Source organism: Candidatus Nomurabacteria bacterium (assembly GCA_023898465.1).
Classification (GTDB): domain Bacteria; phylum Patescibacteriota; class Patescibacteriia; order HK-STAS-PATE-3; family HK-STAS-PATE-3; genus HK-STAS-PATE-3.
On the sequence record CP060223.1, the window covers coordinates 359,427 to 380,541 of the forward strand.

General features: G+C 45.3%; 19 protein-coding genes. 8 read left to right on the plus strand and 11 right to left on the minus strand.

What is annotated here, in order from left to right:
- The first annotated feature begins 21 nt into the window (after positions 1 to 21).
- The 3 genes from H6760_01735 to H6760_01745 are packed head-to-tail and all read left to right on the plus strand — an operon-like array spanning position 22 to position 3,468.
- Positions 22 to 897, plus strand: coding sequence for a class II fructose-bisphosphate aldolase (locus H6760_01735; GenBank protein USN53869.1), 876 nt, complete (start codon positions 22 to 24; stop codon positions 895 to 897).
- Position 898: 1 nt separating this feature from the next.
- On the plus strand, positions 899 to 1,894 hold the full coding sequence (locus H6760_01740; protein USN53870.1) for a carbohydrate kinase family protein: 996 nt from the start codon (positions 899 to 901) through the stop codon (positions 1,892 to 1,894).
- 47 nt (positions 1,895 to 1,941) lie between these two features.
- Positions 1,942 to 3,468, plus strand: coding sequence for a glycosyltransferase family 2 protein (locus tag H6760_01745; GenBank protein ID USN53871.1), 1,527 nt, complete (start codon positions 1,942 to 1,944; stop codon positions 3,466 to 3,468).
- Positions 3,469 to 3,505: 37 nt separating this feature from the next.
- Here the strand turns inward: H6760_01745 and H6760_01750 are convergent, their stop codons facing one another.
- From H6760_01750 to H6760_01775, 6 genes are read right to left on the minus strand one after another with little or no spacing between them, the layout of a single operon-like run.
- Positions 3,506 to 3,871, minus strand: a complete 366-nt coding sequence (locus H6760_01750) for a DUF2200 domain-containing protein (GenBank protein ID USN53872.1) — start codon at positions 3,869 to 3,871, stop codon at positions 3,506 to 3,508.
- A 16-nt stretch (positions 3,872 to 3,887) separates the two neighbouring features.
- The gene (locus H6760_01755; GenBank protein ID USN53873.1) at positions 3,888 to 4,826 is read right to left on the minus strand and encodes a methionyl-tRNA formyltransferase; all 939 of its coding nucleotides are present in this window, start codon (positions 4,824 to 4,826) and stop codon (positions 3,888 to 3,890) included.
- A complete protein-coding gene (gene def, locus H6760_01760; GenBank protein USN53874.1) occupies positions 4,799 to 5,305 on the minus strand; it encodes a peptide deformylase in 507 nt (168 codons plus the stop codon). The genes H6760_01755 and def overlap by 28 nt, the downstream gene beginning before the upstream one ends.
- A 36-nt stretch (positions 5,306 to 5,341) precedes the next feature.
- Positions 5,342 to 7,183 carry a hypothetical protein gene (locus H6760_01765; protein USN53875.1) on the minus strand — a complete coding sequence of 614 codons (1,842 nt, stop codon included), beginning with the start codon at positions 7,181 to 7,183 and terminating at the stop codon, positions 5,342 to 5,344.
- A gap of 3 nt (positions 7,184 to 7,186) precedes the next feature.
- Positions 7,187 to 7,981, minus strand: coding sequence for a hypothetical protein (locus tag H6760_01770; GenBank protein USN53876.1), 795 nt, complete (start codon positions 7,979 to 7,981; stop codon positions 7,187 to 7,189).
- A 6-nt stretch (positions 7,982 to 7,987) separates the two neighbouring features.
- The gene (locus H6760_01775) at positions 7,988 to 9,418 is read right to left on the minus strand and encodes a hypothetical protein (GenBank protein ID USN53877.1); all 1,431 of its coding nucleotides are present in this window, start codon (positions 9,416 to 9,418) and stop codon (positions 7,988 to 7,990) included.
- A 171-nt stretch (positions 9,419 to 9,589) separates the two neighbouring features.
- On the opposite strand from H6760_01775, the gene H6760_01780 reads away from it, so the two are divergent.
- The 5 genes from H6760_01780 (at position 9,590) to H6760_01800 (ending at position 15,242) form a co-directional block, all read left to right on the plus strand.
- Positions 9,590 to 10,318 carry a WecB/TagA/CpsF family glycosyltransferase gene (locus tag H6760_01780; GenBank protein ID USN53878.1) on the plus strand — a complete coding sequence of 243 codons (729 nt, stop codon included), beginning with the start codon at positions 9,590 to 9,592 and terminating at the stop codon, positions 10,316 to 10,318.
- On the plus strand, positions 10,315 to 11,466 hold the full coding sequence (locus H6760_01785; GenBank protein USN53879.1) for an amino acid permease: 1,152 nt from the start codon (positions 10,315 to 10,317) through the stop codon (positions 11,464 to 11,466). The genes H6760_01780 and H6760_01785 overlap by 4 nt, the downstream gene beginning before the upstream one ends.
- Positions 11,459 to 12,895, plus strand: coding sequence for a glutamate--tRNA ligase (locus tag H6760_01790; GenBank protein ID USN53880.1), 1,437 nt, complete (start codon positions 11,459 to 11,461; stop codon positions 12,893 to 12,895). The genes H6760_01785 and H6760_01790 overlap by 8 nt, the downstream gene beginning before the upstream one ends.
- A gap of 205 nt (positions 12,896 to 13,100) precedes the next feature.
- Positions 13,101 to 14,426: a peptidoglycan DD-metalloendopeptidase family protein gene (locus H6760_01795; GenBank protein USN53881.1), complete on the plus strand. Its 1,326-nt coding sequence runs from the start codon at positions 13,101 to 13,103 to the stop codon at positions 14,424 to 14,426.
- Between the two features lie 162 nt (positions 14,427 to 14,588).
- Positions 14,589 to 15,242, plus strand: a complete 654-nt coding sequence (locus H6760_01800; GenBank protein ID USN53882.1) for a hypothetical protein — start codon at positions 14,589 to 14,591, stop codon at positions 15,240 to 15,242.
- 313 nt (positions 15,243 to 15,555) lie between these two features.
- Here the strand turns inward: H6760_01800 and H6760_01805 are convergent, their stop codons facing one another.
- From H6760_01805 to greA, 5 genes are read right to left on the minus strand one after another with little or no spacing between them, the layout of a single operon-like run.
- The gene (locus H6760_01805) at positions 15,556 to 16,596 is read right to left on the minus strand and encodes a hypothetical protein (GenBank protein USN53883.1); all 1,041 of its coding nucleotides are present in this window, start codon (positions 16,594 to 16,596) and stop codon (positions 15,556 to 15,558) included.
- A gap of 10 nt (positions 16,597 to 16,606) precedes the next feature.
- Entirely contained in the window at positions 16,607 to 17,728 is a 1,122-nt protein-coding gene (gene alr, locus H6760_01810; protein ID USN53884.1) for an alanine racemase, read from the minus strand.
- Positions 17,721 to 19,016, minus strand: coding sequence for a serine--tRNA ligase (serS, locus tag H6760_01815; protein ID USN53885.1), 1,296 nt, complete (start codon positions 19,014 to 19,016; stop codon positions 17,721 to 17,723). The genes alr and serS overlap by 8 nt, the downstream gene beginning before the upstream one ends.
- Positions 19,009 to 20,493, minus strand: coding sequence for a lysine--tRNA ligase (gene lysS / locus H6760_01820; protein USN53886.1), 1,485 nt, complete (start codon positions 20,491 to 20,493; stop codon positions 19,009 to 19,011). The genes serS and lysS overlap by 8 nt, the downstream gene beginning before the upstream one ends.
- A 58-nt stretch (positions 20,494 to 20,551) precedes the next feature.
- Entirely contained in the window at positions 20,552 to 21,016 is a 465-nt protein-coding gene (gene greA, locus H6760_01825; GenBank protein ID USN53887.1) for a transcription elongation factor GreA, read from the minus strand.
- Positions 21,017 to 21,115 lie beyond the last annotated feature (99 nt).

A 21,115-nucleotide genomic window follows, 5' to 3' on the forward strand; every position in this document is an offset into this window, starting at 1 on the left:
ATGTGATATACTGCATACTATATGGTACATAAGCAAAGAAACTCACAAGCCTGGAAAGTGTTAGAAAAAGCAAAAAGAGGTCATTATGCTGTAGGAGCTTTTAATGTTTCCACGCTCCCTGCCTTAAAAGGGATACTGAACGCCGCAGCAAAACTTCACTCACCAGTTATTATTGAGGCCTCTGGGGGTGAGACAAAGTTTTTTGGAACAGCCTTATTAGCTGCGGTTATCGCGCAATTTCGTAGAGAGTATCAAATACCGATTATCTTAAACCTTGATCATTCGAAGAAATATGAATTAGCCTTAGAGGGAATTACGGCCGGCTACGATCTTATTCATTTTGATGGTTCAGAACTTGATCCAGAGGTGAACGCTGGAATCTTAAAGAAAGTGGTAACAAAGGCTCACGCGAAGGGCTTGCTTGTTGAGGGAGAACGCGAACATATTGGTGGGAGCTCAAAAGTGCATAAAGGCCAGCGCCATGTGATAGATCCAGAGAATTTAACTGACCCTAAAATAGCTCACGACTTTGTGTCAAAAACAGGTATCGACACTTTAGCTATTTCAGTTGGTGAAGCGCATGGTTTGTATCAGGGCGCTAAGCATATTGATGTACAAAGGATTCGCGCTATTCGTAAAGCAGTTCCGTGTTTCCTTTCCTTACACGGTGGCTCGGGAATACCAGGGCCCAAGATCCGCCAAGCAGTGAAAGCAGGAGTAAACAAGATAAATGTAAATTCTGAACTGCGTTTTGCTTTCACTGACGCGCTCAGTAAGGAGTTGGCAAAAAAGTCCGCCTCTATTGTGCCTTATGATTATTTGCCACCAGCCATGAATGCGGTACAGCGTGTAGTTGAGAAAAAAATTGAACTCTTTGGGAGTAAGGGAAAGGCCTAGTATGTCTACCCGGAACCTGGATATCATTACCATAGGCTCAGGTACCCGAGATGTCTTTTTAAAGAGTGCTCGTTTTAAAGTGGTTCGAGATGATCGTTTTAGTACCGGGGAGGCGGAGTGCATGGCGCTTGGTACCAAAATTGATATTCCAGATATCACCTTTGAAACCGGCGGTGGAGCAACAAACTCAGCAGTTTCGTTTGCACGTTTTGGCTATCACACTGGTATTATTACTCGAATTGGAAAAAGCGACTCGCATAGTCAAGACGTCCTCAATACTCTAAAAAGGGAAGGCGTAGACACTTCTACCATTATTCGTGACGCGAAGCATCAAACTGGTTATTCTACCTTACTACTTACGAGCGCTGGTGAGCGCACAATTCTTGCACATCGCGGAGCCTCTGCTCATTTCACAACTTCTGATATTCCATGGTCAAAATTGCAAAGCAAGTGGTTATATATTACTTCCTTAGCGGGGAACATGTCCCTTTTGGGCCGGCTTCTTAACCATGCAAACAAAAAGGGCATAAAGGTAGCCTGCAATCCAGGTACGAGTGAGTTAAGTCATCCCGCCAAGAAACTTTTTCCACTCCTCCGCAAACTTGATATATTCTTCCTCAATGACCTAGAGGCAGCAGCTCTCACCGGCATGCCCCATACCGATGAGGTTGGAATGCTAAAAAAACTCGGCCGAGCTTTACCGGGTATCGTGGTGATTACAGCCGGCAAGGACGGGTCTTTCTCTTGCGATAATGAGTACCGCTTCCATTCTACTAATCGACCTATTCGTGTTTTAGACACTACAGGTGCAGGGGATGCCTTTGGGGCCGGCTTTGTGGCCGCCTATATGAAGCGCGAGGACATTCCTTATGCCCTAAAAGTAGGCACCCTGAATGCAGAGTCGGTTATTCAGCATATAGGAGCAAAACCAGGATTATTACGCCGTTTTCCATCGGTCGAAAAAATTAGGGTTGACAAGTATCGCTTCCCAAATTAAGCTCCGACCGCTAGCTAGTATTCTACTTAGATTCTTGGTATTGCGTTATGGCTGTTTCTGAAAAAATGAAGCGTGAGATTCGGACGTACCGATTTCTCGAAATACTCCCAGGTGCATTCATTTGGCTTACTTTTGCTGTAACGCTTGTGGCAATCTTTTGGAAGCCGCTCTGGGCGATAGTTTTCATTATTGTCTTTGACGTCTTATGGCTGGTTCGTATTACCTATGTGCTGACATACATTATTTTAGCGTACACTCGTTACCGCCGGGCAAATAAAATTGATTGGTTAGCGCAATGTCAACAGCCAAGATTACTCGGACGCTTCCATCAACTGAAGCATGTAGTTGTCGTGCCTAGCTTCCGAGATGAATTTCATATTATCGATACGAGCTTACGATATCTTGTTGAATCAAGTGTGCCTCGCGAGCAAATTTTTGTTGTGCTTGCTCTAGAGGAGCGTGATGGCGAACGCGCGCATGAACTCGGTCGCCAATTAAGCGAAAAATACGGCCATCAATTTGGTCAGTGGTTGGTTACCTATCATCCAGCTGATTTGGCAGGAGAAATGCCAGGCAAGGGGTCAAATATCTCCTGGGCTGGTCATAGGATGAAGGAGCGAATTGATGAGCTTGGTTGGAATTACGATGACATTATCGTTACTTCGCTTGATGTTGATTCTTGTGTGCACCGCGAATACCTGGCCTGCTTGAGCTATGAGTTTATGACGCAAGCCTATCCGCATCGTAATAGTTATCAGCCCATTCCAGTTTTCCAAAATAACACTTGGGACGCCCCAGCCTTCACTCGTGTGGTGGCCAGCTCAACTACCTTTTGGTTGCTTTCCGAGACTATACGCAACGACCGCATGTTTACTTTTTCGTCACACAGCATGAGCTTCCGGGCTTTGGTGGACGTAGGATTTTGGCAGAATGACATTGTCACGGAAGACTCTCGCATCTTTTTGCAGTGTTTAGTCAATTACGATGGCGATTATGAAGTTGTGCCAATCTACCTTCCAGTTTCCATGGATACTGTGCAGGGGAGGACTTTTTGGCAAAGTGTGGTTAATCAATATAAGCAAATTCGTCGTTGGGCCTATGGCACTGAAAATCTTCCGTTTATGATTTGGAATTTTCGTGACATGCCAACAATGTCATTGCGCAAAAAGCTGCGCTATATTTGGAATCAGCTGGAAGGGGAGTATTCATGGGCCACGGCCCCTATACTCATTTTTGTGCTAGGTTATGCGCCGCTTTGGGTTGCCCCAGAGGCTGTGCGGACAACCGCGCTTTTTCAATCAGCCCCTTTTGTATTACAAACCATTCTCACTCTTTCTCTGACTGGTTTGTTTGTGAGTGCGGCAATTACTTGGATGATATTGCCTCCACGGCCACGTAAAGTAAAGCAGTGGCGCAAACTTGCCATGATATTCCAATGGGTAGTGTTTCCGATCACCACTATCGCATTTGGCTCTATTCCGGCTATAGAGGCGCAAACTCGCTTAATGCTGGGCAAATATCTGGGTTTTTGGACAACTGAGAAGGTGAGGAGCGAGGAATCAAGTAAAGAGTAAATAGACTGCGGATAGTTGTCTATAACGAGAACTCTTTTTATTTCCGCAAAATCTTTTCCAAAGCTTTTCCTTTTGCTAGTTCATCCACCAATTTATCCAAATAGCGAATCTCTTGCATGAGGGGTTCCTTGATATTTTCCACCCTAATGCCACAAATTACCCCAGTAATAGCTTTCCGGGCAGGGTTTAGCTTAGGAGCCTTTGTATAAAAGCTTGTTAGATCACTCTGTTGTTTTAGCTGTGTTTCAAGTTGTTTTTTTGAATATCCTGTTAACCACTGAATGGCCGTATCAAGCTCTGCTTTTGTACGCCCTTTCTTTTCCACTTTTGCAACATAGAGGGGATAGATGCTCGAAAAGGGCATGCTGTAGATTCGTGCTAGTTTTGTTTTAGATTGCTTCATAGCTGAGATGGCGATATTATTTTCCTAATTCCGTATGCGCAAGATTAGGATATCCACGTAACAATGACTCAGAGCTTTGTGGTGTTTTCCCAGCTAGTTGCAAACCCTTCAGTTGGAGCACACCTGAACCACACTGCACATAGAGTGTGTGGTCCTGTAAAAAGGTTGCACCAGCTTTAGTTTGATCAGCCAGCAGTGCAACTTGTACATCTAAGAGTTTCATTTGCTGTGCATTCCAGGTAGTCCAGATGCCTGGCCAAGGATGCAAGGCTTGAAACTGATGATAAATTTGCTCAGCACTTTTTGTCCAATCAATTTTTCCATCTTCGCGCGTAAGAATTTGCGTGAGAGAAACTCCCTCATTTGTCTGCGGTGTAGGCTGTATTTCATCTGCCAGGTAGGGGAGGAGTGAATTTTGCAATAACTCAGCACCTTTTTTTGCTAAACGTTCATGGAGCTGTTCTCGTAAAATGCCCCCCGGAATTACATAGCTTTCTTGCTGAAGAATTGGGCCAGTATCGAGACCTTTATCCAGCAGCATAATACTTACCCCGGTTTCTTTTTCGCCATTTAATAGAGCTCCTGCCACAGGACTTGCTCCGCGATACTTCGGGAGCATCGACGGATGTACGTTCACAAAACCCTTTGGCGGGATATTAAGCACTGCCTCAGGAATAAGCTTGCCATAAGAAGCGACAATCGCTACGTCAGGCTTTGTTTCTTGTAGCCAATGTGCAAAAACTTCATCCAACTTCTTTGGTTGCATGATAGGTAATCCTAGCCGCTTTGCTAATACGGCAACAGGATTTGGTGTGAGGGTCTGGGCTCGACCTACGGGTTTGTCTGGCTGGGTGACAACGGCGATAATACGAAGCGCACCCCACTTTGCCAGAGGCTCAAGTGTCTGAGCTCCGAATTCACCTGAACCTAAAAAGACGACGGACGGCGTTTCCATTTTTTGAGATCAAATGTTCCGTGAGTAATTCCCTTTGCTCTATCAATAAAAAGGCCGCCATTCAGATGGTCAACTTCGTGCTGAAAAATTCGTGCTAATAAGCCTTCAGCTTGCATTGTGTAACTTTCACCTTTTTCATCGTAGCCTTTGACGGTGAGCGATCTATGTCGTGGTACTGGGCCAAAAATTCCTTTAACCGAGAGACAGCCCTCTTCAACAGTTTCCTTGCGAAGCGATTTTTTCTGAATAACAGGATTCATCATAACTATTGGCCCGTCTTTTGTTTCCACGATAATAATACGAAGATTTACGCCAACCTGAGGGGCGGCGATACCGATGCCATTCTCAGCATACATCGTTTCTAACATATCCTTGACCAGCTTACGAAAGGTGCCGGCCCGAATATCATCAAGCGTGACCGCCTTTGAGGGCTGTCGAATGCTTTCTTCATTGTACTGTGTGACGTGGAGATGGGCCATATGACTGCGCCAGTATACTCAAAATATGAGGAAAAATCAAGTTGTGCTGGCAGATGGATCAAGGTCAATCATCCATTCAGGTGGAAGCGATTGAAGTATTTTAGCTCGTTGTTCAGCCGTGCATTCTGGATCTAACTTAAGTAAAATTTGGACTAACTTTTTGTCTCCATATACCCGGACTTGCGCTGGTAAGATTTCTTGTATAATCGTTGTATTATTTTTTTTCAGCACTGCTAAAATTGAAGCTTCAAGTTTATCAACTATCTCATTTACTTGAAGTTGGTAACTAAGTTTAAGCAATCGGATACTCGGTGGAAAGTGAAATCGTTGTCTCTCCTTTAATTCATTTTTTAAAAAGCTTTGAATGGCAGTTGAGGAGAGGTGCTCAAGAATATATTGCTCTGTGTCGTAGCTTTGCACAATAAGTTTTTCAATAGCAGATTGCGCAAACTGTAGTGACCGAATGTGTTGATACACGGTTTCGGTAACATTCCAGCTCGATTGGGTGAGTTCACTCTCTAAGGAAAGTAGTACGGCTAGTTTAATTGGAGGAAGAGCTAAACGAAATAATTTTTCCGTACCAATGAGAATATCAGCCTTTGCGAGATCTTCTTTTGTATATGCGCTTGATTTATCGATCGTTAGTATGTGCGCATCAGGGAAAAGTGCTCGTAAAGCTTTTGCGTTTCCCTCAATACCATAACCACTTGGTTTTATTTCTACACTTCGACATTGAGGGCACTGTAGGGGAATGTTTTGCGTGCGATTACAATAAGGACAAAAAAGTCCACGCTCTTGGAGTTTGAGTGGAGTTGCGCATTGCTGACAGCTTGGACGCCAACCGCATTCTCGACAATTGAGACTGTGATAACTACCACGTCGGTTTCGGAAGATAATTACTTTTTCCTTTTTAGCTAAGCATTCTTGTATAGCCTGCGTGCTTACTAAGGTGAGTATGCCCCCTGGTCCCTCACGTTGCTCATTTTTCATGGATGAAATTTGCGTAGTTGTCTGAGAGCCCCAACGCTCACTCCGGTGCCAGGAGCCGCTATATTTTTTTAGCATCTGCAAGGCGTCTAGACTGGGAATCCGACCCGTAAAAATGAGTCCGCTTCCATGTATTTTTGCTAGCTGTATAGCAAGATTTCGTGCATGGATATGCGGTTGGCGGTCGGTCTGCTTATACATATCTTCAAACTCATCAGTCAGAACAATACTTTGCAGGTCGGTAAACGGCTCATAAAGCGCACTTAGCGTGCCTAAGACAAGGAGATTGCCCTGGCGTATCCGTTCACGCGCTTGCCATTGCTCACTGCGGCTGAGCGAGCCGTGTAGGATAAGTGCTTGAAGCGGGAGAACTGCGTCGCTTTCTGCATAGTGCTCGAGACTTTGGATATCCGGAAAAAGGATAAGGATGCTCTGTCGGTCACGCTTCTTCAACAAGGCATTGAGATATTCCTCGTGAGCGCGAGGGAAATCATATTGAAAAAAAGTAAAAGAGAATTTCCCACTCTTTTTAACTTGCGCAGGTGTAGCGGAGAGTTTTTGTTCTTTTTTAGTGGGGGAGAGGAAGGCAGAGCGAAGCGCTAAGCCGACGGAGCTATGGTATTCTTTTGCTGCCCATTCAAGCAATGCTATTTGTTCAGACGTGAAAGCACCGGCCTGAAAAACTTCCAGTATCGGCTGTATCGCTCGTGCAGGAACATCACTTTGCGACTTCATTTTTTTCACAATGCCAAAGACCTTCCTACGACGAAATGAAATCCGGACTATTTGTCCAGGCTCGCAATGCATCCCCTCAGGTAAGGCGTAATCAAAAAAGCTAAGTTCTCTGGGGAGAGCCAGGGCGGGATAAACCTCGGCAAACTGTTTTTTCATACCCTAATGCGTTTCAAGAATACAGGTGCAATATCCAACCCCAAAAGGATACTCATAGGCCAAAATACGCCCGAAAAAATGTTTGCGATATAAGACTCCGAGCAATAAAGAAAGCGGACCGAGTCCAAGCATTTTTGCTTCCTCCGCTTCTTCATTGCTGATGTGGAGAATTGCTTTTTCATCTCCCTGGAGTAATGCTTCCATGATTCGGGCATCAAGCGCAGAGGCCTTTGGTGTATACCCAGCCGGTGAGTTTTTCCCACGCTTATATGAAAGGTTTGCGCTGGCAAGCACGGCAACTCTTTCATTTGTCGCAAATATTTCTTCGCGAAGCATTTTACCAAATTCATACTGTGCTCGATTGTTTGTATTTGCCACCATTAAGGAAACGAGTCGAGCATTTGGTAGGTGTGGCATTGTTTGCATAGCGCTCAGTACAGTAGCGTAGTCAAGCTGCTGACCGCTTTGTAGCAGGAGAGGGAAGCGATGATCCTCCGCTCGTTCTTTTAAGCGATGACTAAAAGCAATACTGCCAGGTACTTCTAACTGAGCGCTAAAGTCGCTAAATTCCTTTAAATCACCTTTAAGCGTTTCACCTACAGTGATTTCCCAAGCGGCAGGGATAGCGCCCTCGTGGGGGCTAAGGATAACCAATAGGTCTGGCTTGGCAGCATAAAGCTGCTGCGCCAAGGTATGATAAGCCTGGCGAGTTTTTTGCAGTTGATCGCTTGACCCAGGATTTGGCTCTTGGCTTAGCTGTGGAGGATGTGGGGCGATTGCCGCGAATACCAGCGACATGCGTGCTTATTCTTCAACTTCAAAGGTGATCTTTTCGCCTGTTGGGTGAATATCTAGGGCGCGATCAGTAGTCCAAATGAGATTACTCCATTTCAAACCCAGTTGGTCAAAAACGCCAGGACTTGGGATACCGCGTTTCACACCGTCGGTGATTAAGTAGACACCGTCGGCTCCAGGGGAGGTGACGATTTCACCATCCTTGAATTTTACCGGATCACCAATTGGGTATTGCTCAAGCTCTGCACGACTGACCGTAGTCCATCGCTGATACTTGAAGCGTGACCGTAGAATTTCCTTTGAGTAAATAGGATGACGAAGTCCATTTTCTACATAGACAATGCCGCCACTTTCGCGTTCCTGAAAAAGTACGCCAATCGGGTGAACGCTGTCCACCTTAATCTCATCGCCATCAGGATAGATGGAGAGATCATCGTAGCTAACATGAATCAGCTCTTCAGGATTAAATCCGAGCTGACGGAAAACCTCTCGTGAACGAATTGGGCGCTTTTTGCCATCTGCTAAGAGGTAGACGCCACCGTCAGGGGATTGGAGAAGGCTGAATTCAGGATATTTAATTGGTGTTGCGATTGGATACGCCTCGAGGACGAGTGGGTCTACATCAATAACTTTTTCTGGGTCATAGGAGCTATAGAAGGCTGAGCGAGAATGGAAAGGATGCCGCTTGCCATCTTTGATTAACCAAATACCGGCCTCACCGCGAGCTCGGAGGAGTGCCCCATCAAAATAGCGGACACTAAACCACTCTTGCCAAATCTTGGCAAAGAGAGAGTTGCCACCCCATCGTGGATCTCCGCCACCATAGGCGCCTACGTAAGGGTTGTAGGTGTAGAGGGCGGCAGTTGCCTCATTATCAGGAGTGATTTCAATACCATCAACTGTGGTTTTGGGAATGCCAACGCCCCAACCAGAAACAGTATAGCCGCGTGACTGCATATCAGCTAGATAGCCATTTTGAATGCGATTACCCGCAGAATCAACCTGGGTGCCAAATCCGAAATAGGCTGGATCGCAGTCTCCAGGACAGCCATAGCCCAGCGCCCGGTCAATAAGTTCCTGTGATGCAGTTTTTCGGGCTCGGACAAGTCCTGATTCTTTTTCAATCAAAACTAGGTAAAACTGTGGACTTAGTCGATATTTTGCTGCAGCCTCGGCAATAAGTCCGGCAGCTGATTTACGCTCGCCCTGCGCGTTATAACCGCTCACATCTTTTAGTGCGCCGCCGAGAGTGTTTAAGAAACGCTGAATTCGCCCTTCATTCATTGACTGCCAGTTGAAGAGGTCAGTGTTATTCAGCAGGTTATTTTTGTTAAAACTAAACGCTAAACCAGCCTGGGGAAGGCTGATGGTGAGTATGGTCCCTATGACTGCGAGAAACAGCGTAATTTTTCGCAGATACGGGTTTGAAGTGTTCCGCATGGTAGATAGAAGTATACTGGTTTTTCTGCTATAGTGCAAGCGATGAGTGGCTTGCTAAAAATCAATTCTCAAGCAGTAAAACGTGCATGAAATGAGTAAGTTTGTTACTCAATACATCGTTTTGTCTACTCATCTGTTACGGATTAAGATGATGTTTCAATTGCAAAACCTATGTTAAAGCTTTTTGGTGTACGTATTGATTCTCTGACAAAGGATGAACTGCGAAACAAGTTATTTGCGTTTCGTCAGAGCAGGGGACACATGATTGCCACGGTGAATCCGGAAATGTTGATGGAGGCTCGAGAAAATAAGGATTTGCAAAAAGCACTCGAGCAAGCTGATCTTCGTTTACCAGACGGATTTGGCGTTATGCTGGCGGCAAAGTATCGTGGTCAGGCTTTAGCAGATCGACATCCAGGAATTGATATTATGAGCACCCTATTAGCACAGGCGGCCAAACAACAGGAGCGGGTGTATCTCTTTGGTGCTAAGTCAGGTGTGGCAGAAAAAGCAGCTGCTCGTCTGGTAAAAAAACATCCAGGCCTACAGATTGTCGGAGCAGAAAGTGGATTTCGTTTTTGGGGTATTCGCTTATCTGATCGTGAAATGCGTGATCGCATCAAACGCGCAAAACCAGACTTACTCTTCGTAGCGCTTGGTATCCCTAAGCAGGAGCTATGGCTAGCAAAAAATCTGCCACACCTTTCATCAGTGAAAATCGCTGTAGGCGTCGGTGGCGCTTTTGACGTTTTTGCCGGAAACGTACGTCGAGCACCTAGTTTCCTGCGAGTTATTGGCTTAGAATGGTTTTGGCGCCTCCTTGTACAACCATGGCGCTGGCAGCGAATTATCACTGCTACCTATCGTTTCTCACTGGCTGTAATTCGCGCGAAAGAATGAAATTACCCAGCACCACATTTTCACAGTTAAGTATTTTACTCGGAGCAATACTGGGCGTGGGCATGTTTGGTTTGCCTTATTTGACAGCCCGAGCGGGTTGGACAAGTCTTTTACTTTGGTTTTTGGTAGCCGGGTTTGTTTTACTTATTGTTGGATTTTGCTATATCCGCATTTTGCATAATAGTCAGGGCCAACACCGGCTACCCGGTTATGTTGAACAGCACTTAGGGCATCGTTGGAAACAGGCAGCAATTTTCACCACCACGATGAGTATTTGGGGCGCCTTGCTCGTATACGCTATCCTAGGCGGACAATTCTTGCATGATTTATTTGCGGATAGTGTGGGAGGTAGTTCGCTATTCTACCTCTTAGTTTTTTATGTGAGTGCGGCGGCTCTCCTTTATGTACAAGCAAAAACAATTGCTCGTGTGGAAATTTTATTGCTTTGTTTCTTCCTTGTGCTTCTGGCGATGTTATTTATCACAGGATCACGAACTGTGCAGTTTGATTTTTCTTCTTGGGATATTCGATACTTTATTCTGCCTTACGGCGCAGTACTTTTTTCACTCTGGGGCATTGATGTGGTACCCGATGCAGCTGAGTTAGGGGAGAGGAGTGAAAAGCATATGCGTAAAACGTATTTTATTGCCCTAGCGAGCGCTGTGCTTATTTATTGCTTGTTTGTTTATGCAATACTTTCAATGAGTGGCATGGCGAGTAGTCGAGACGCACTTAGTGGCTTGGTTGGATTATTGCCACAAAAAGTTTTATTGTTCGGCTATATAATTGGTTTCATTGCCACCTTTACCTCTTTCATTAGTTTGGGAATGAATCTGCACAAGACTTTTCAATTTGATTATGGTCAATCTAAGCACCTCGCGCTTTTTTCTACTTTAGCTTTCCCATTGGCCGTAGCTCTAGCTGGAGTTAGTGATTACTTAAATGTCATGGGTATTGTTGGATCGCTGGCAGTTGGTGCCGAGGCAATTATTATCCTGCACATGTATGATCGTTTTTCCCATGGCAGAGCACATCTCTATCGGCAGCGCGACTGGCTTACTTTTCTCACTCGTCCGCTCATGCTACTCTTGGGATTCGGAGTTATCTTAGGCATTCTTACCCCATTTTTATTGAAGTATTATGGCTGATTTGACGGCACCTCGAGTCCGATTTGCCCCTTCGCCAACTGGTGAGCTGCACCTCGGTGGATTACGGACCGCATATTATGATTGGTTACTTGCTCGCAAGTATGGCGGTACATTTGTTTTACGTATCGAGGACACGGATAGGACACGCTATGTAGAGGGAGCAGAAGAGCGCTTGTTAGCAACTCTCCAACAATTAGGCTTGCAGCCAGACGAGGGTCCGGGCCTGGGTGGTGAGTATGGACCATATCGTCAATCTGAGCGGCTAAGCATCTATCATGAGGCGATACAAGAGTTGATTGAGAAGAAGCAGGCATATTATTGTACTTGTACACCGGAGCGATTAGAAAAAATGCGTGCTGAGCAAAGCGCAAACAAGCAAGCTCCAGGCTATGATCGACATTGTCGTGATCGTTATAATGAAAAACCAACTGAGCCGCATGTAGTACGTTTTCGCATGCCGGATAATGAAAAAATCACGGTAAATGATTTCTTACGGGGTAACTTAAACGTTGCTACTAGCACGCTGGATGATTTTGTTATTCTCAAGGCTGACGGGTTTCCCACCTATCACAGCGCAGTGGTCATCGATGATCATGCTATGCAGATTACGCACGTTTTGAGGGGCGAGGAATGGTTACCATCATTACCAAAGCACGTTTTGCTTTATCAGGCCTTTGGATGGGAAGCGCCGGTTTTTGTCCACCTCCCGCTCATCTTAGGTAAAGACAAGAAAAAGCTTTCGAAACGCCATGGCGCGCATTCAGTAGAAAAATTTTTGCAAGACGGTGTATTGTCTGAGCCTTTGTTAAACGCGATTGCTTTGCTGGGATGGCACGCCTCTGATGATCAAGAAAAATATACCCGCCAGGAATTATTAGCAAAGTTTTCACTAGAAGGATTGCAAAAATCTTCAGCAGTTTTTGATCCGGAAAAATTAGCCTGGCTCAATGCGCAGTATATCAAAACAATGGATATAAAAGACTTGAGCGTGCTTGCCCGGCCTTATATTTCTGATGTGATCGCTCCGCAATATCTTGAGCGATTAGATGAGGCGCTGCCACTCGTAATTGAACGAATTACACAGCTGAGTGAATTACCTGAGCGGCTGAGCTTTTTACAGAACGAGTTACACTATGATCAGGAAATCGTTCCCTTCAAAACACAGAGTAGGGAAGAGGCGCATGCCGCGCTTCAGCAAGATATGGATTGGCTGATGGCGTACAATGGTGAATGGGGTACGCAAGCTTTAGAAAAATTCTTCCATGAGCAAGTAGAAACTCTGGGTAAAAAAGTGGGAGAATATTTTTGGCCCTTGCGTGTCGCCTTGAGCGGCAAGAAAGCCTCACCTGGGACATTTGAGCTGCTGCATTTCTTCGGTAGGGAAGAGGCGCAAAAGCGCATTCAACAAGCATTGCAAGCGCTTCAATAATAGTTAGTCGCAGGCGAGGAGTTTATCCTCGCCGAATCCAAACGCCCAAGATAAATTCTTGGGCTACGCGTGAATGAGTATCTTCAGCAATAAATGCATTCACACAAGCGTAACAAGAGTAAGACTTGTGCGATATACAGTATGTTAACGGTTTTTTGTGAGGACTAGCCAAAAACTTTATCTCGTGCTATAGTATATAGGCAATATGGGGGCAAAAAAGCTCAACCAAAAAGCAAAATATCTACGCATTAGTATATGCACCCTCCTGGTCGCAATAATCGCGGCTGGCGGCTTTTTGTCATTCTCATGGCAGCAATTAGCTGGTATTGCGAAAGCTCAAGACGTTAGTATTCCAGATGAAACAACAACCGAGCTCATTAATCTCAATAGTGATATTGAAAATAAGCGCGATGAAATTAATGACTTAGAAAAGAAGAGTCAAGCCTACCAGCAAAATATTAACAAGAAACTCCAGCAATCGCAGTCAATTGAAACGCAGCTTTCCACTTTAGAGGATCAAATCGCTCAGACGGAAACCGATCTCGAAAAAACCAATCTAGAGGTTGAGAAGTATGGATTAGAAATACAGCAAGTAGAGGGATCAATAGCCAAGCGAAATGAAGAAATAGATGCGGCAAAAGATCGAATCGGTGAGTTTATTCGAGTCATGCATCGCAATGATAGTCGCACATATTTAGAAATTTCTTTACTACATGATAACTTCTCGAGTTATTTCATGCAGGAACGGGCGGTAAAGGATATTGAAAATGAAACCAAGAAGGCGCTTGATCAGCTGCATGTGTTAAAACAGGGTCTAGAGGATGATCTAGATACCTTAACTGACAAAAAGCGTGAACTCGATGAGGCAAAAACACGTTTGGAAAGTACTAAAGATGCGCATGCACAGGAGTTAGAATACCAACAGTTGCTTTTGACTCAGGTGCAAGGGGAGTCAGGTGAATTACAATCATTGCTTGATGAGGTCCAACAGCAGGTTAATCAGGCCACTTCCGAAGTTTCTGTACTTGAGAATCGTTTCCGCGACCGTCTCTCTGAGGAAAATATCGATTTAGATACTTTACTGCAGGCTCAAAATGACTTTATTTGGCCAGTAAATCCAACTCGAGGCATTAGTGCTTATTTCCATGATCCTAGCTATCCTTATCGCGGCTATTTTGAGCATAACGCTATTGATGTCCCGACGCCTCAAGGCACTCAAGTTCGGGCTTCCGCCGATGGTATAGTAAGTATTGCTCGTGACACAAATTGGACCACCGACAGCAGGGGACGACGAATTCCAGCCTATAACTATGTTTCCATCATTCACGGTGGCGGTATTTCAACGGTCTATGGCCACTTAAGTGCGGTATATGTGTCGCCAGAGCAATTTGTCCGCAAAGGAGAGGTGATAGGATTAAGTGGGGCAACGCCTGGCACGGCTGGTGCTGGACTCTTTACGACCGGACCACACTTGCACTTAGAGTTTCGACTTAACGGTATTCCAGTTAATCCTTTGAACTACTTGCCGTAGCATTCTTGTGTGAATGTTGTCGAATTGCCGCAGGCCTTTACCGGGCCTGTTTTGTTAGGTACTATGTTCATACTGCAACATAGGGAGAGGAGGGCTTCCCATTGTTGGCGTAAGCTACTCCTGCATATTGACAAAGGACTGTAGAGCATTGGAGGGTTAACCATGCGTTGGAAGAGCATGTCTTACCTGGCCTTCTTGATGGCCTTCATCGTCAGTCTCGGTACGTGGACGGGCGCTCAGGCAGCTGAGGAAGAGGTCTGTGATCCTCAGCCGGTGATCATGTGCACTTCGGCCTACTATGACTTCATGAGGCTCCTCACGGACGGTAACTGCTCGACTGTGGTGACCGAAGGGGAGAGCTCCTGGACCTTCAATTCGTGGCCACTGCTGTACTGCACGCAAGTGCCGGCAACGCTCAACTACGATGACTACTTCAGCACCGTGTCGAGTACGATCGAGCTGCGCGACGAGCATCCTTCGTTGAGCTTGATGAGTGACGGCGAGTGCTTCGAGGTCTACGCGGCGTGTCAGGGAGGTGCCTACGGCGTCACGGTGATGTATACGCACGCTGATGGATCGATGAGCTACGTCGGACAGCCGGGTGATTGCCCAGTCCAGATCAGTGGCGCCATTGCACTCAAGTTCGACGGCGAGGCGCGCGAGCTCTACGTCGACGAGGGTTTTCGGACTCAAGTCTATCGAGTCGATGACCCACTTGGCTCACAGCACGCTCGAACCCTTCTACCGGACCAGGCCGATACCCAAAGCGATAGGGTAGCGACCGACCAGTTCGCTGAAGTGGTATCCACGCGCTAGTTCCCAGCTCGGAGCAAGTTACTTACTTAGGTGAGTAGCAGCTCCGAGCTTTCTTTCTTTAAAGAAGCTATTACAAGCGAGAAGTATAATGCATCTACGCTACCCAAGAATTTATCTTGGGCGTTTAGATTCGGCGAGGATAAATTCCTCGCCTGCTCTTAGAGGGGAGCATAACCTGTGTAACTAATATAGTGTCGCACAATATATCTTCTACGTCGCTATAACCATATAATGCAATAAAAGGCCTATTCCTAGCATCTAGGCAGATAGTGCGAAATTAGCCTCTATTTTGCTCTCTACGGCGTCTTTTACCCTATTTTAGGTATACACGCTCTCCAAATCTCACATCAATATATCGTAAGCTTTCTGGATGTACGCTCGGGTCTTGCAAAGTTCGCTGTAGTTTATTGATCTGCGCTTCAATATCATCTTTGAGGACATATACTTGCCAGCCAGCTTCGGTGACGATATGAAATTCAGGTGTAAAATATAGCAGCTGTTGTATATCACATGTAGACTCAGGCAGATCCTCGCTTTCATTTGTATTCGCAGCTAGATTTGTATTCGTTGTTTTATTTGTGTTACTTATGACATCTGAGTCATCCTCTACAGGTATATTTGCCTCAGAAGGAGTATTCACGCAATCAAGTTGAGGTATAAGTACTTTTTGCATAGAAAAGTCACTCGGAAAGCTATCAGTAAATTTTTGTATCCCGTGTAAGATGTTTGCATCTATTTTTTGACTCCCCACATCAACACTCAACTCATTCTCATCTTCAATACGCAATAAGTTAAGCTCCTCATCATTATTTTGTATTTCTGAAATGATAAAGCCATTTTCATCCATGAAATATTTTTTTTCGCGTGACTGCCAAATATATTTTGCTGATTTTGCTTGGATGCTGATAGTGAGTGTATTTGGGAAGTCTTTTTGGATGGAGATATTTTCTACTCCTAAGATGTTGGCTATCGCCTGTTCAAGATGGTCGCCAAACCATAAGGGTCGTAAAATAAAATAGTTTTGGTTGGGTATGACAAGTAGTGTTCGTTTACTTAACAACACATCTACTTGCGTGGCAATTTGCTGCTCCAATTGAGTAGTGCTATCGATGAGCTCGATGTGTATTGATGAGATGCGGAACATTGGCGAGTTCATAATAACGTACCAGAGCAACCCAAATACAAGCACTTGGAGAATAAGAAGTGTGCGGTTCCGCCAACGAGATTGGAGACGGGTTTGTTCGCTTGGAAAAAGTGGATTACTACGATGCGAATAATGCACCTCGCTCGTAGCAGGCTTCGGGAGTGTTCGTCGTTTCCGACGTGAAAATATACGAGAAAGGAATCGCCGCATAACTTCCCTATTATTTCACAATGTGTCGCGGGAGCAAAGGATGGATGTGGGTAATTACTTCATAGTTAATAGTGCCCATATCTTTGGCAATATCCTGTGCGCTTAGTTCCTCTCTCCCCTGCCGGCCGATAATAACCACTTCGTCTCCAGCTTTTGCTTGAGGAATTAGTTCACAATTTACCACACTGAGATTCATGGATAGGCGGCCTAAAAACTTTGCTACTTTCCCTCGCAGCAGTACCTGACCATTATTAGAGAGTGATCGTTGCAGGCCCTCAAAATACCCGATAGGAAGTACAGCCACTCGCATTTTTTTCTTCACTCGATAGGTGCGATCATATCCGATTGTCGTGCTAGGCGGCAGTGTTTTAATTGCGAGCACTCGAGTTTTCCAACTTAGCACTGGACGAAGTTTGAGGTCTTGTATTTTTTTTAGCTCCGGGGCTGGCCACAAACCATACATGCCTAAACCTACTCGCAGCATGTCATAGCGCATCTTAGGATACTTCAGTACCGCGGCGGTGCAGCTAATATGACGAATAGCTTTTTTATCAAGTACTACCTGTAACTCTTCAACACATTCCTGGAAACGCTTGTTTTGCTGAAGTGTAAAAGACTTGTTATTACTTTCTGATTGCGCAAAATGAGAAAACACGCCATTCATTTTTAGCGCTGGTTTTGCTAGCAGTAGTTTTTTTAGTTTTGCGAGCTCGTTTGGCAGGAAGCCGATCCGGCTCGTGCCAACATCAAGCTTAAGATGAAGAGAGAGGCGTTTTTGTAAGCTTGTAGGTAGGGCGCGTATCTCTTGGAGTTGGGCAAACGAGTGCAATACAAGGGAGATATTATTTTGCACCGCAGCACTCGCGCTCTGAGTATCCCAGTAGCTTAAAACAACAATTGGTTTGCGTATGCCCAGAGCTCGTAACTCTAGCGCTTCGTCAAGATTCGCCGTACCAAATACGTCCACGTTGTTTTGAAGTATCTTTACTACCTCAGGTGTTCCTAGTCCGTAGGCGTTTGATTTTACCACTGCCATAAGCTTCGCATTTCCGCTGATACGTCGAAAAGCCTTGGCATTATGTACAAGCGCCGATTTACTCAGCTCAATCCAAGTAAATTCTGTTTTAGGCACGGGGGCGAAGTTCTTTTAGGCCAACAATTTTCTGCAGAGCCTTAGGTATCTTTACGCTGCCGTCTTTCTGCTGATGATTTTCCAGGAGTGCAATCAGGATGCGCGGTGAAGCGATGACAGTATTGTTTAGTGTGTACACAAATTGTCGCTCGCTCCCCTCTCCTTCGCCTTTCGTTTTGATGTTTAATCGGCGGGCTTGCCAGTCGCTGAGGTTTGAGCTGGAGTGCGTTTCTCCATACCCTTGTCGGCCCGGCATCCATGTTTCAATATCAACCATGCGGCGTTTACCAGCCCCCATATCCCCCGTCGAAGTTTCAATGAGTTGATATGGTAAGTCGAGATGCTCTAACATTTTTTGAGAAATATCCAGCATGGTAGTAAACCATTTTTCTGCTTCAGCAGCCTCAGGTTTACATAGCACGACTTGCTCAACTTTTACGAATTCTCTCACACGATAAAGTCCCTTTGTGTCTTTACCATAGCTGCCAATTTCTTCGCGATAACATTGACTAATACCGCAGAGGAGTTTTGGCAATTGCACTTCTGGAATAGTTTCATTTGCGTAGTACGAAAGTAGTGCAGGCTCAGAAGTGCCGGCTAAATATAGCGCCTCGCGATCATCCGCTGGAGTTTCACTGCCTGGACTTTGTAGTGAAAAGATTTCATTTTTCCCAAAAGGAAAATGACCACTTCCGTAAAGCGCAAAACCCTTAATAGCAGTTGGAGGTGTCATTAAGGTAAAGCCAGCTTTTTGCATTTCCTGCAAGCCCAGTAAAAGAATTGCCTGTTGTAAAAGCACAGCTTCGTTTTTTAAATAGTATCCACGGAAGCCGGCTACTTGAGCGCCTTTCTCTAGATCGAGAATATCCAGAGCAAGGCCGAGGCTAATATGATCCTTTGCTTCAAAGGAAAATGTCTTTGGTGTGCCGACTTGCTTGATCACCTTATTGCTACTTGCGTCGGGGCCAATCGGAGCTCCTTCCCAAGGTATGTTTGGCATGCGCCAAAGCATTTCATCACGCTCGAGAGTTAACTCTTTTAATTTTGCTTCCAAGTCCTGCAGCCTTTGCTTAAGCTCCTTTGCCTGAGTGATCTGGGCAGGATCAGATTGTTTGCCTTGCTTAGCCAGTGCATTTCTCTCTGCTCGTACAGTTTCTGTTTCGCTGAGCAGTGCGCGATACTCTTTGTCGACTTGAAGAAAGCGATCAAAGTCAATTGATACCCCCTTGTTTTTTATGGCCTCGCGTACAATGTCCTGATTAGCCAAAATGAAAGAAGTATCAAGCATGATCGTTGCTCCGTAAGCTTGGAAAAAGTATACATTCTCGCAGACTGTTTGCGTTGGTAAGTATGGCAGTTAATCGATCAATACCAATGCCGATACCAGCGGCTGGTGGCATGCCATACATAAGCGCCTGCACATATTCCTCATCATGTGGTTGTGCCTCATCATCCCCTGCTTCACGCATGCGCTGTTGCTCAAGGAATCGGTCGCGCTGATCAATTGGATCATTTAACTCGCTGAATCCATTTGCTAACTCAGTTGAGGCAACTACCAATTGGAAACGTTCAACATAGCGCTTATCATCCGGCTTTGCTTTTGCGAGCGGAGAAAGCTCAATTGGATGATCAATGATAAAGATGGGATTGATGCATTCAGGACGAACGAATTTCTTAAAAATGCTATCAATTATTTTTCCTCGTCCATCTGACGCTGCTACCTCGACGCCGCGGCGTTCAGCTTCATGGGCTAAGGCATCCCGCTCTGGGAAGCGCTCAATATCCAGCTTAGCGTATTTGCGCACTGCATCACGGAAAGTCATTTGAGGGATTTCTTTTGGCCAAGTAATATGCTTATCGCCAAAAGCAAGCGTGTCACCCAGTTCAGTTGCTTTCAAAATGTTTGTGAAGAGCTCCTGGGTCATCTTCATTAAGGCTTGGTAATCCGCGTAGGCTATATAAAATTCCACCTGAGTAAATTCAGGGCTGTGGTCACGATCAATTCCCTCATTACGGAAGCAGCGACCGATTTCGTATACTCGCTCATAGCCACCGACCAGCAGACGTTTTAAATAAAGCTCAGGCGCAATGCGTAAGAACAGATCCTGATTAAGTGTATCGTGATGAGTAATAAAAGGCTTAGCGCTGGCTCCTCCAGCCTGTCCTTGGAGAATTGGTGTTTCTACCTCTAGGAATTGTTGACCATCCAAAAAGCTTCGAATCGCGCTTATAATTTTTGCCCGCGTGCGAAATCTATTTTGAACCTCGGGGTTAGTTAAGAGATCAAGCTCTCGATGCCGAAGTCTTGTTTCAGCTTCACTTAAACCTTTGCGCTTATCAGGCAGTGGGTAAAGACTCTTACTCAGTATCTGATATTCCTCAACCTGAATAGTTTTTTCTCCTCGTCGCGTAGTACCCAGAGTGCCAGTCAGGCTGACAAAATCACCCAGGTCTACCAGGCTGGTCCACTTTTCAAAAGCGTCATCCCCCACCTTATCTTTTGCGAGCGAGAGTTGTATTTTTCCACTCTCATCTTCAATATCACCAAAGCAGAGCGTGCCATGCAGTCTAATAGCTCGCAGTCGTCCATAAAGTGTTACTTTTGTTTCCGCGGTAACAAGTGCATCAAAATCAGAAAGTAGCTCTCCTACTCTATGCGTTCTGGAATTTTGTGCTCGAGCTGGATACGCGAAAAGCCCTTGGCTCTCCAGAGTGGCCCGTTTTTCCTTCCTGAAACGATGCTGGTCAAGTTCTTGTGTTGGCATACCAAATCGCCTGGAGTGTATCACGCCAGGCAGTGCTTCGGCAATGGTGAGCGTGATATTATTCGATTTCCAGAATAGTAACCTCGGTAGTGCCCTTTGGTACTACAATAGTTACCTTATCCTTAGTCTTGCGGCCTAGGAAAGCCTGACCAAGAGGAGATTCATGGGAAATTTTACCCTCAACTGGATCAGCCTCATTTGAGCCCACAATCGTGTAGATGTGCTTGTTGCCATCTGAATGCTGCACAGTGATAGTTGAGCCAATTGAAACGATGTCCCCGCCTTTGGTTTGAGCGATGACCTTTGCTTGTTTGAGAATCATTTCAAGTTCATTGATGCGACCCTCAATAAAAGCCTGTTCGTTTTTAGCCTCGGTATATTCTGCGTTCTCTGATAAATCACCAAGCTCTTTTGCTTCTTGGATGCGATTTGCCACCTCTTTGCGGCGAACATTTTTCAGCTGCTCAAGTTCATCCTGGATTTTTTTTAATCCTGTAGGAGTGAGGAATTTTTCTTGTGTCATATACTATCTTACGGGAAAAAGTCGAAACAGAAGTTCGGATTGCGGCGATGCCAAAGGCATGAAGCCATCCGTTTTAATTGACTGCGGATATACTACTTG

What these genes read in the sequence shown, in the direction of transcription:
- H6760_01765 (USN53875.1), bottom strand. Translation starts at nt 7,183, where the DNA reads ATGAAAAAACAGTTTGCCGAGGTTTATCCCGCCCTGGCTCTCCCCAGA.
- H6760_01735 (USN53869.1), top strand. Translation starts at nt 22, where the DNA reads ATGGTACATAAGCAAAGAAACTCACAAGCCTGGAAAGTGTTAGAAAAA.
- H6760_01770 (USN53876.1), bottom strand. Translation starts at nt 7,981, where the DNA reads ATGTCGCTGGTATTCGCGGCAATCGCCCCACATCCTCCACAGCTAAGC.
- def (USN53874.1), bottom strand. Translation starts at nt 5,305, where the DNA reads ATGGCCCATCTCCACGTCACACAGTACAATGAAGAAAGCATTCGACAG.
- H6760_01755 (USN53873.1), bottom strand. Translation starts at nt 4,826, where the DNA reads ATGGAAACGCCGTCCGTCGTCTTTTTAGGTTCAGGTGAATTCGGAGCT.
- lysS (USN53886.1), bottom strand. Translation starts at nt 20,493, where the DNA reads ATGCCAACACAAGAACTTGACCAGCATCGTTTCAGGAAGGAAAAACGG.
- H6760_01775 (USN53877.1), bottom strand. Translation starts at nt 9,418, where the DNA reads ATGCGGAACACTTCAAACCCGTATCTGCGAAAAATTACGCTGTTTCTC.
- H6760_01740 (USN53870.1), top strand. Translation starts at nt 899, where the DNA reads ATGTCTACCCGGAACCTGGATATCATTACCATAGGCTCAGGTACCCGA.
- H6760_01745 (USN53871.1), top strand. Translation starts at nt 1,942, where the DNA reads ATGGCTGTTTCTGAAAAAATGAAGCGTGAGATTCGGACGTACCGATTT.
- H6760_01750 (USN53872.1), bottom strand. Translation starts at nt 3,871, where the DNA reads ATGAAGCAATCTAAAACAAAACTAGCACGAATCTACAGCATGCCCTTT.
- H6760_01800 (USN53882.1), top strand. Translation starts at nt 14,589, where the DNA reads ATGCGTTGGAAGAGCATGTCTTACCTGGCCTTCTTGATGGCCTTCATC.
- H6760_01795 (USN53881.1), top strand. Translation starts at nt 13,101, where the DNA reads ATGGGGGCAAAAAAGCTCAACCAAAAAGCAAAATATCTACGCATTAGT.
- H6760_01785 (USN53879.1), top strand. Translation starts at nt 10,315, where the DNA reads ATGAAATTACCCAGCACCACATTTTCACAGTTAAGTATTTTACTCGGA.
- H6760_01780 (USN53878.1), top strand. Translation starts at nt 9,590, where the DNA reads ATGTTAAAGCTTTTTGGTGTACGTATTGATTCTCTGACAAAGGATGAA.
- H6760_01805 (USN53883.1), bottom strand. Translation starts at nt 16,596, where the DNA reads ATGCGGCGATTCCTTTCTCGTATATTTTCACGTCGGAAACGACGAACA.
- greA (USN53887.1), bottom strand. Translation starts at nt 21,016, where the DNA reads ATGACACAAGAAAAATTCCTCACTCCTACAGGATTAAAAAAAATCCAG.
- H6760_01790 (USN53880.1), top strand. Translation starts at nt 11,459, where the DNA reads ATGGCTGATTTGACGGCACCTCGAGTCCGATTTGCCCCTTCGCCAACT.
- serS (USN53885.1), bottom strand. Translation starts at nt 19,016, where the DNA reads ATGCTTGATACTTCTTTCATTTTGGCTAATCAGGACATTGTACGCGAG.